Annotated in this window: 10 protein-coding genes and 1 pseudogene; 3 read left to right on the forward strand and 8 right to left on the reverse strand. The window is 61.1% G+C overall.

Annotation, left to right across the window (positions count from 1 at the left end; all coding sequences use genetic code 11):
• From AC1DOC_RS12680 to AC1DOC_RS12690, 3 genes are all read left to right on the forward strand, one after another.
• On the forward strand, positions 1–333 hold a 333-nt coding region (locus AC1DOC_RS12680), incomplete at its 5' end, for a cupin domain-containing protein (RefSeq protein WP_478129885.1).
• Positions 334–1,220: 887 nt separating this feature from the next.
• Positions 1,221–1,472: a hypothetical protein gene (locus AC1DOC_RS12685; protein WP_436311653.1), complete on the forward strand. Its 252-nt coding sequence runs from the start codon at positions 1,221–1,223 to the stop codon at positions 1,470–1,472.
• On the forward strand, positions 1,462–2,088 hold the full coding sequence (locus AC1DOC_RS12690; RefSeq protein WP_015867324.1) for a hypothetical protein: 627 nt from the start codon (positions 1,462–1,464) through the stop codon (positions 2,086–2,088). Before AC1DOC_RS12685 ends, AC1DOC_RS12690 begins: the two co-directional genes overlap by 11 nt.
• A gap of 20 nt (positions 2,089–2,108) precedes the next feature.
• On the opposite strand, the gene AC1DOC_RS12695 is transcribed toward AC1DOC_RS12690, so the two are convergent.
• The 8 genes and pseudogenes from AC1DOC_RS12695 to AC1DOC_RS12730 form a co-directional block, all read right to left on the reverse strand.
• On the reverse strand, positions 2,109–2,648 hold the full coding sequence (locus tag AC1DOC_RS12695; RefSeq protein ID WP_436311652.1) for a thermonuclease family protein: 540 nt from the start codon (positions 2,646–2,648) through the stop codon (positions 2,109–2,111).
• Positions 2,645–2,890, reverse strand: coding sequence for a hypothetical protein (locus AC1DOC_RS12700; RefSeq protein ID WP_015867322.1), 246 nt, complete (start codon positions 2,888–2,890; stop codon positions 2,645–2,647). The genes AC1DOC_RS12695 and AC1DOC_RS12700 overlap by 4 nt, the downstream gene beginning before the upstream one ends.
• A gap of 10 nt (positions 2,891–2,900) precedes the next feature.
• Positions 2,901–3,119 (reverse strand): hypothetical protein, encoded by a 219-nt coding sequence (locus AC1DOC_RS12705; RefSeq protein WP_015867321.1) that lies wholly within the window; start codon positions 3,117–3,119, stop codon positions 2,901–2,903.
• Positions 3,120–3,744: 625 nt separating this feature from the next.
• Positions 3,745–4,011: a hypothetical protein gene (locus AC1DOC_RS12710; RefSeq protein WP_015867320.1), complete on the reverse strand. Its 267-nt coding sequence runs from the start codon at positions 4,009–4,011 to the stop codon at positions 3,745–3,747.
• Positions 4,012–4,444: 433 nt separating this feature from the next.
• Positions 4,445–5,278: a hypothetical protein gene (locus AC1DOC_RS12715; protein ID WP_436311651.1), complete on the reverse strand. Its 834-nt coding sequence runs from the start codon at positions 5,276–5,278 to the stop codon at positions 4,445–4,447.
• Between the two features lie 9 nt (positions 5,279–5,287).
• Positions 5,288–5,716: a hypothetical protein gene (locus tag AC1DOC_RS12720; RefSeq protein ID WP_478081812.1), complete on the reverse strand. Its 429-nt coding sequence runs from the start codon at positions 5,714–5,716 to the stop codon at positions 5,288–5,290.
• Positions 5,717–5,870: 154 nt separating this feature from the next.
• Positions 5,871–6,449 (reverse strand): HNH endonuclease, encoded by a 579-nt coding sequence (locus tag AC1DOC_RS12725; RefSeq protein WP_015867314.1) that lies wholly within the window; start codon positions 6,447–6,449, stop codon positions 5,871–5,873.
• A gap of 432 nt (positions 6,450–6,881) precedes the next feature.
• Positions 6,882–7,017, reverse strand: a pseudogene (locus AC1DOC_RS12730) (IS5-like element ISCARN85 family transposase); the annotation flags it as partial.

A 7,017-nucleotide genomic window follows, 5' to 3' on the forward strand; every position in this document is an offset into this window, starting at 1 on the left:
CGCGCAGGACATGGTGTCCTGGTCGATCGCATCGGCGCGGTGGCGGACTACCGCTACGAGCTGCTGGGCCACCTGCTGTCGGGCAACCTGTTCATCGAGCCGTACCTGGTCACGCTGCTGCCCGGCGCCGATCCCTACGTGACCTTCCAGCATCCGGGCCTCAAGTTCCTGTAYTTYCTKTCCGGGGAGGTCAYSTACCRCTAYGGCGSSAAGTCGGTKGCGGTGGGGGCRGGGGACTCGCTGCTGTTCGAWGCGACCGCRCTGCATGGGATCGAGRCCATCCAGACCCWGCCGGTCTCTTACCTGTCGGTGGTGTTCACGCTGCGGGAGTAGGCTGTTCTGGGCGGCACAGCCATGCTGCGGCCTGCCCACCGCCTGCGGCGGCCTGACCAAGCACGTCTCCACGACGCCGATCAGCGTGGGCGAGCGCTGGAGCGAGGCAAGTGCGAGACCGAGGAACGCACTGCCGTCGTCGCCGTGCATCTGTGCGTCGCGCCATGCGTTAAGCGGCCGCCGTCGCAGATGGTCTTCGACATGGCGATCTCGCCCGTATGGAACCTCGGCCCGGCTGCGACGTGCGGAAGCGGCGCGCTGGCAACGTGGAATCGTGGGCAGTGGACCTTGGGGTGCCAGCGCATCGCGCGCGGCGACGGCACGCTGGTCTGCTCGAACACCTGCAGGATGGTGCGCGGCGGCGGCGGCGGCCGCGCGCAGCGCGGTCATGAATGCCGCGGCACCGAACCTGGACACAGCCGCCCTGCCCTACGAGAGCATGGAGAAAATGCGCACGCTGGTCGGTCGCGAGATGGGGGACGCGAACTTCACCTCCGAGATCTCGCGCGACAAGTGGTCACGGCTGTACGCCGCACTCAGCGGGGACCTCGGCGCCACGGCCAAAGCCGCGGGCCCACAGGCCGAGCAGGCATGGACGCGCGCGGGGCTGAGCCATTCTTGCAAATGTAACCGGAGGGTCGACAGGAAGCCAGATCGGGGCCGTCCAGGAGGGAATCACAGCGTTTTGACGGGAGTTTCTCAGTCGAACTGACAGTTGCAACTATCGCGAGTCAGCAGAACGTTGAAAGTAGGACGCCGAAAACAGTGTCGTAGTTTCTGACGGCCCAAATAGCTTTACTACTGTAAAACCAACCAGTAAAGTGGCAGAATTGACAGGACCGTCAATAGCACACTTGAAAGTGCTTCATCAACCCAACGGATTCGCAATGACCAAACCAACTGCTCGCAAAGGACCAGCGCACTCACGTGCCGTTCGTGTTCCCGCAGTGGATGCAGGTTGGGTGCATGTTGTTTCGCAATCTGGTCGGACAGTCACTTTGGCCGATCCGGAGATGAAGCGGTCGGTGGAGAACCTCAAGAAAGAGGTCACCAAGTCTAAGGCCCACGCGCTGGACTTTCTCCAGCGTGCTGGCATCGTCACCCCCACAGGGCGCTTGACGAAGGTCTATGGCGGCTGAACAGCCGCCATTTCCCGACTACAGCAACTATCAGCGCCTGCCCAGCATGGTGCTGGGCTTCCATGGCTGCGATGAATCCGTGGGCGAGCAGGTGTTGAGCGGCAAGGTGCTTCATCTCGCCCGAAGCGTAAACCAGTATGACTGGCTGGGTGAGGGCATCTACTTTTGGGAAAACGACCCGCTGCGAGCGATGGAGTGGGCTGTAGCTGCAAGGGATGATCCGCGGCTCTCGAAGGGAAAGATCAAGAAGCCGTTCGTCGTAGGCGCGGTGATTGAGCTTGGGCATTGCCTCAACATGACCTCGCGTGTGAGCATTGAGGAAGTGAAAGTCGCTCACCAGATCTTGTTGGAGGCCGTCGCGAAGGCAGGGACCGTAATGCCGAAAAACACGGGAAACGGCTTCTTTCGCAGCCTTGACCGCGCCGTGATCGAGGCGCTTCACGAGTCCAGGAAGACTGCGGAAAAGTCGTTGCCCCCATACGACACGGTCCGAGCTGCGTTTCGCGAAGGTGGACCGGCTTTCGAAGGCTCAGGATTCGATGAGCGCAGTCACATTCAGATCGCAGTGCGCGAAAAGGCTCGAATCAAGGGTTACTTCCGGCCGATTTGCGAGTAGCCGCCCAAGGCAGCCGCACGTCAGTGCTGCGCCCGCTGCGCCTTGCGCCAATCCCATGGCGCCACCAGATCCTGGTCCCGCCACAGGCCCACGCGCTTGGCCCTGGCCTCGGCTTCCGCGAATTCGTATTGCCCGCGCTCCTGCGGCGTCTGCTCGCGGGCGTAGGTTCGATACCACCAGGCCAAGCCGAGCGTGATCATGGTCAGGCCCGCATCGAGCGTCTTGGGCCCGCGCGGCGCCGAGGCGGGCGCCACCATCACCTTGCAGACGCTGCGGCCGTAGCGGTCGGACTTCGTGCAGTCGAGCGCGGCTTCCTTCATGTAGACCAGGTCGGACAGCGCCTCCTTCGCGCGCTGGCCGAAGGGCTGGCGCTTCTCGGGCGCGTCGATGCCGTTGAAGCGCACCTTGATCTGCTCGTAGTTGCCCGCGGCGCCGCAGCGCGCGGTGATGGTGTCGCCGTCGCTGACGCCGACCACCAGACACGTGCGCTGCTCGGCGGCCTGGGCCAGCGCCGACAGCGACAGCAGGCCGGCCAGAAGAAGAGGGCGGAGCACACTCACTGCAGCGAGACCTCGGTGCCGTCGACGGCCACCATCGCGCCGGGCGTGCCTTCGGAAATCTCGACCGGCACGTCCATGTGGACGCTGCCGTCGACGTTGTGGCCACCTATGCCCAAGCGGCGGCTCTCCACGTATTCCTTGTGCTGGGCCGGCGTGTAAATGAACTTTTGAGGGTAGGCGTTGCCGTTCGCCTTCCAGTGCCTGATGAGCGCATCGGTCATCGAGAGGTAAAGATTCGCCATCGTTGTCGACTCAGGCAGCGGCGCGCTCGCGCAGGATCTCCACGGGGTCGATGCCACTGTAGACGACTTCATTGGTCTTCAGGGACGTGACGGTCCAGCGGTCGTCGGGCGTCACCTTGTAGTCGCCGGGCGTCAGCGGCACCTCGCGGTCTTCGTGCACGTGGCTGCCCAGCCACGACGGCATGCGCAGGATGGTGGCGGGTTCGGGGAAAAATTCAGTTTGGCTCATGGTTCATTGTCGAGGCTGCCTGCAGCAGCTCGAGGGAGAGGGCGGAGGGCTGAGTGCGAGTCTCGCAGTACCAGACCTGATAGCACCACCGTCCGCCGATCTGTTCGATGCCAGGTCGCCTGGCCGTGCCTCCCACAATCCAAGCTGCTTCCGCCCTTCGATTATTTGGAGCGTCAGCATGCCGCACAGCCACGGTTGATCGACAAATTCCCGCTTGCTGAGCCGGGTGCCGCCGCGGTATCGCGGCCTCATCTTCACTCGCATGATGGTCTCAATCGCTGGCTTGCGGTTTCGGCATCAGTCTGGGAAAACCGTGCGTCACGGCCCGAATGTGGTTGCTCACCAGCGTCGAGCGCCACCACCAGCATCGAGTGCAAAGTCTTTGCACAGTGTTGGGGGGATGACTGGCGTCAGCCTGGTCGCCGAGTTGGTCAACGAATGATCCAGCCCAACGGCCCGATTGCGCTTGGATCAAACGCGCTGCGGGCCACCGTCAATGCGCAGGGCGGGCTTGTGGTTCCCATGGGACCGCGCGGTTTATTTGCTGCGCAGTTAATACTGCTCGAATACCGAACACTCGCGACACAGTGGGGTGACCACAAATGTCGGTTTTTTGGGGGGTGGGTCAGTGAAGGCTATCCGGCTTCGCTGGAGCAGCCATGAATTCGACTGTTTCCTCTTCGAGGGCCCGGATCGCCTCTGCAAGCGCTTGATGGTCGGATTCAAAGTGATCGTCCCAAACATGGGATGCGTTCTGTGCATCTACCACTTCGAGAATCCATTTCCCTTCACCGTCCTCGTAGATCTCAACTTGCACCGTCACCCCGTGGCGGGTGAGGCGCTGGCTCAATACGGAATGCGCAAATGTTGGCTCGTCGTCAGAGGGCGGCATGGTCACTGTCGTTTTACTTGGAAAGGCAAAGTCTACAGGCCTGCTTCGACCGCAGCCCACTCATCGTGGCGCCCGGTGATCCAACGAGCCGGCGTCCAATACCACCTGCGAAATTTGCTTTGCCAGCGAGCCAATTGCTTTTGGCAGCGTGTTGGCTTCGGCTTCAATGCGCCCCTTCTGTTGGAACAATACTCCGTACGTGTCGCCCCGACATTCAACCATGGCGCGCTGACGAGACCCCACCCCACCCCGCTTTAAATGTCCCGTTTTCGACGGCACTGTCGAGGAATCCCCAACTGCCGCTCGGCGCGCGCAGGCCGCCTTCGTAGGGGACGTTCGGTGTCGCCGAAATTCGACGTGATTTGAAAGCGTCTGTGCGCTCGCAAGAAGCGCCCGTGACATCACGCGTCGCACAACCTGATCACCGAATGGGTCAGAGCTTGTCGATGACCTCGAGGCTCGCGTCCTCTGTGGAAACACGTCGCACCGAGCCTGCTTCTGGGTCGTAGAGCACCACGGCATTGAAGGTCGAAAAAACCACTCGGCCGCGATACTCGGTGCCACTGGTCTTCTTCACGGTGACGCATGTGGACACTTTGATTTTTGGACTCCCATCCTTCACCGGTGGCTTGACTTGCAGGCGCGCGTGGCGTGACTGCAGKGGCACGCAGAATTCCGGGCCAACTACCCAGTCGTCAATGTGCGCCTTACCGGCTTGGAGGCCGGCAATCGGAACGATGCTCAAGAGGCTGACTAGAAACATGATTCCGATGAGGATCGCGAGCATCGTCAGAGGCATGACAACGAGGGGCGCGGCCAGAACGAATATGAGGAAACTTGCGATTGCGAGGACCTTTTTGTGCGTCGATCCCCGAAGCTGCTCCACCGCTCGACGCAACCAGGGCCAGCGACGTAGAAGGTATTGTGTGGCGAACGCAATGCCGCCGAGCGCGACGAGCGCTGCCATGATGACTAGCGCGATCTTGGTGGCCGGCCAAGTCGCCTCCCAAATCTTGACGTAGAAGCCCCACTCCGAAAGCTTGTTGAGGATGAGCACCATCTGAATCACGGCCCAGCCACCAAGTGTGAGAAGGTCTGACGTGGAATTGAAGATCACGGAGTGCGGAATGCCGAAGCTCGCTTCGGCGGACAGCGCGACGCCATAGCCGAGCAGCGCCAGCACGATGACTGCGGCCGATGAGATCGAGAGAAAGACGGTCAGCACTTTGGTGCTGGAAAATTTGCGCACGGGAGTGGTATCTGGCATCGACAGCTTTCAGGTTGTTGGCGCGAAGATAAATGATCTTGCCGCGGCGCATCTGAGCGTCGCGTAGTCCACGAAGTGCACGGGCTGACCAAGATGGAGGTTCGCACGAGCGGCAATGCCGCGGCGTGGATCGGCCAGCATGCCTTCGATCAATGCCTTGAGCTGGTGGAGCTGCGAGCTGCTTGCGCCCTCGAGTGCTTCAATGATTCGCGGGTCGATGCCTTGCAGGCCCACTGCGTCTTCCTTCGTTGCACAGCCAGGTCGTGTGCGGTTCAGGCTAGCCTGGAGAGGGACGAACGCCAGCACGATCGAAGCGATCAACAGCTTCCCCAGGCGCCATCGCAGATGCCGGATCACGCAGGGCCACGGCAGGGATGAGGGCTGCCCAGTCAGGCCGCCTCCGCCTTTACGAAATGCGCGGTCCACGGTCGTGCTCAAGCGCCATAGCAGGGGACTTTGATGCTTGGCTGGAAAGGCGCCGCCAACAGCCCTTCCATGGTTACTGCACGCGGCGATCGTCCCAGCTATCCTCTGAGGCGCGGCGTAGAAAGCGCGGCGCCCCATCTTTGAATTTGAGACGATCGTCGTTGCTCTATCGGCGTTTGAACGCCAAAATCTTTGCGCCTGTTGGCCGCTTGTCAGTCTTGCACTCAAGGGTCAGCCTCAGAGTTTCGATGGCCTGCTGAATATCGCCCAAGTCCTCCTGGGTGGGCCAAAAAATGTCCCGGCAATACTCTCCACGAGACTTCCTCCACTCGATGTACGCCCTGGCGTCGAGGCTTCCTTTTGCTCTGTTGCAAGGCAAGCACGCCAGGGTGAGGTTACGGAATTCGTTGGTACCGCCTTCCGCAAGAGAGGTCATGTGATCGACCTCCCCGCCACCGAATAGGGTTACTCCACAGTAGAAGCATCGGTCCCGCAGTCTTGCGCGAATGACAGCCACATCGTCCTGTGACCAAGGCAGCCCGGCGGCCTTTCGTCTGGCGTTCTGGCGCCGCCACTTTTCCTGAATTTGGTCTGGGTTGTTCTCGGCATATCGCGCCTTCGCATCCCTGTCACAAACCCGGCATCTGCCGCGGAAACCACCAGTCGAGGCCTGCTGCCCGTAGAACTCCCGTGTTAGCGGGAAAATGCTGCCGCAGGTGCTGCACTTCTTGGTCTCGTCTGACATATGCCCTCCGGTTTCTAGAGGCCCACAGCATTTCTATCAAGCGCGTTGAATACTTGCAAGTGAGACGGACAGTTGGTCGCGCGGATGCTCACCCAATCGAAATGTCCATTGCCTATCGACGAGGTAGCAAGTTCATCCAAAGATCGAGCCATGACGAGCGCCTGCCAACACGCTTGGCCGGATTCGCCCCTTGAACGCACCAAGCATCCTAGATTCCTTCTGACAGGGTACCCACGGTAGCCTAGCCGCGGAGGACCGCCTTTGGCCGACTGACGGTAGCCTGTCGCGCCCCGCTCGACTAGGTTGTGTACTCGTTTGCCCTCCGGTGCTGGCCTAGTATCGAGGGGGGGTGGGGTGGCAGTTGATCGCCGAACCCCAAAGGGGTCACGCCCGACGGAAGCGGATGACATAGTCATCCCCATCTAGGGCCTGTTAACACAAACGAAGTCCGTCGGCGATCAGCGCGAAGCTGATGAAGCCGACGAACATCACGTCGAGTTTCTCGAAGCGAGAGATGATCCGGCGATAGCCCTTGAGTCGTCGAAAGAGGCGTTCGATCTCATTGCGA

This window comes from Variovorax sp. 01T439_2 (assembly GCF_056398445.1).

Excerpts from the sequence above, each read along its gene's own strand:
- AC1DOC_RS12685 (WP_436311653.1), top strand. The coding sequence starts at position 1,221 with ATGACCAAACCAACTGCTCGCAAAGGACCAGCGCACTCACGTGCCGTT.
- AC1DOC_RS12710 (WP_015867320.1), bottom strand. The coding sequence starts at position 4,011 with ATGCCGCCCTCTGACGACGAGCCAACATTTGCGCATTCCGTATTGAGC.
- AC1DOC_RS12690 (WP_015867324.1), top strand. The coding sequence starts at position 1,462 with ATGGCGGCTGAACAGCCGCCATTTCCCGACTACAGCAACTATCAGCGC.
- AC1DOC_RS12700 (WP_015867322.1), bottom strand. The coding sequence starts at position 2,890 with ATGGCGAATCTTTACCTCTCGATGACCGATGCGCTCATCAGGCACTGG.
- AC1DOC_RS12705 (WP_015867321.1), bottom strand. The coding sequence starts at position 3,119 with ATGAGCCAAACTGAATTTTTCCCCGAACCCGCCACCATCCTGCGCATG.
- AC1DOC_RS12725 (WP_015867314.1), bottom strand. The coding sequence starts at position 6,449 with ATGTCAGACGAGACCAAGAAGTGCAGCACCTGCGGCAGCATTTTCCCG.